This window comes from Chitinimonas sp., assembly GCF_041904975.1.
In the GTDB taxonomy this organism is placed as follows: domain Bacteria; phylum Pseudomonadota; class Gammaproteobacteria; order Burkholderiales; family Chitinimonadaceae; genus Chitinimonas.
Genome location: NZ_JAYRLZ010000405.1, coordinates 1,344 through 2,583, shown reverse-complemented (window position 1 = coordinate 2,583; position 1,240 = coordinate 1,344). Strand labels below are relative to the sequence as shown.

Genomic DNA, 1,240 nt, shown 5'->3' with positions numbered 1-1,240 from the left:
AGGGCTAGCTCGGGCTGGTGGCGGCAGGCTGGGTGGGTGGAGCCGGGTTGGTGACCGGATTGCTTGCGGGCAGAGGCTTGCCGGCAGCTTTGGTCTCAGGGCTGGTGTTCGGTGCGGCCTTGGTCGCGGCGGGCTCTGTCGGCGCCTTGTGTGGTAGCTTGCTTGGGCTTTGCTCCTTGGGGGTGGTCTCGGCGTGAGCTGGTACGCTCTGTGCTGCCGGTGCACTTGCCGGTGCGGCTGCACTGCCAGCGGCAGAGGCAGGCGGGGTGGCGTTGCTGCTGGGCTGGCTGGCGACCGGTGCGCTACCGGGAACAGGTTCTGCCTTGGCAGGCTCGGCCGGAGTGGTGGCCGGTGCTGGCGTCTCCAGCGCGGCTTTAGCCTCGGCGCTGGCAGCTGGGGGCTCGGCCTGCAGCGGATTGATGCTGGGTTCGGCGATGCTGACCTTGGGTTCGCTATCGAGCTTGTTCAGCAAGGTGATGATGATGCCGACTGCCACGATCAGGCAGACGGCAATGGCCAGTCGCTGCATCAGGCGCTGGCGGATTTCCCTTTGCTCGCGTTGTTCATCTTCGGACTTCTCCGGGCTGGTCTGGCGGTGCGGCGTGGGGCGGAGGGCGCTCATCTGGCGGAGGGGTCCTGTAGGGTCGGTAGGCGGAAGCGGGTCCGCCGAGCGTCGATAGGCGCTGTTGCGACGAATGGTGGTAGAATATTCGGTCATTTTTGTGCCGACAAGCCGCATGGCCGCAATGTGCAGGCTTGTTGTACCGGAAACCATCCTTCCAATTTTTGTCCACTTGTCATTTTGGAGTAGCTCATGGCTGTAGAACGCACCCTGTCGATCATCAAACCCGATGCCGTTGCAAAGAACGTGATCGGCCAAATCTACACGCGCTTTGAAAACGCCGGCCTGAAGATCGTTGCATCGAAGATGAAGCATCTGTCGCGCGCCGAGGCCGAAGGCTTCTACGCCGTTCACAAAGAGCGTCCTTTCTTCAAGGATCTGGTTGATTTCATGGTGTCCGGCCCGGTAATGATCCAGGCGCTGGAAGGCGAAGGCGCCGTGTTGAAGAACCGTGACCTGATGGGCGCTACCGATCCGAAGAAGGCAGAGAAGGGCACCATCCGCGCCGACTTCGCCGAGTCGATCGATGCCAATGCTGTTCATGGCTCGGACAGCGCCGAGAATGCCGCGATCGAAATCGCCTATTTCTTCGCCGCTTCCGAAGTCTACGGTCGCTAA

The 1,240-nt window shown here is 61.9% G+C and carries 2 protein-coding genes; one reads left to right on the top strand and one right to left on the bottom strand.

Translation table 11 applies throughout. The annotated features are described in order from the left end of the window. Positions 1 to 4 precede the first annotated feature (4 nt). Positions 5 to 622 carry a hypothetical protein gene (locus ACE3OH_RS21470; RefSeq protein WP_374358076.1) on the bottom strand — a complete coding sequence of 206 codons (618 nt, stop codon included), beginning with the start codon at positions 620 to 622 and terminating at the stop codon, positions 5 to 7. A 192-nt stretch (positions 623 to 814) separates the two neighbouring features. Here ACE3OH_RS21470 and ndk point away from each other — a divergent pair, with 192 nt between their 5' ends. Further along, positions 815 to 1,240, top strand: a complete 426-nt coding sequence (gene ndk / locus ACE3OH_RS21465; RefSeq protein ID WP_374358072.1) for a nucleoside-diphosphate kinase — start codon at positions 815 to 817, stop codon at positions 1,238 to 1,240.

Bases quoted from the DNA above. Each gene is read 5' to 3' on its own strand.
- ndk (WP_374358072.1), top strand. From the start codon at position 815: ATGGCTGTAGAACGCACCCTGTCGATCATCAAACCCGATGCCGTTGCA.
- ACE3OH_RS21470 (WP_374358076.1), bottom strand. From the start codon at position 622: ATGAGCGCCCTCCGCCCCACGCCGCACCGCCAGACCAGCCCGGAGAAG.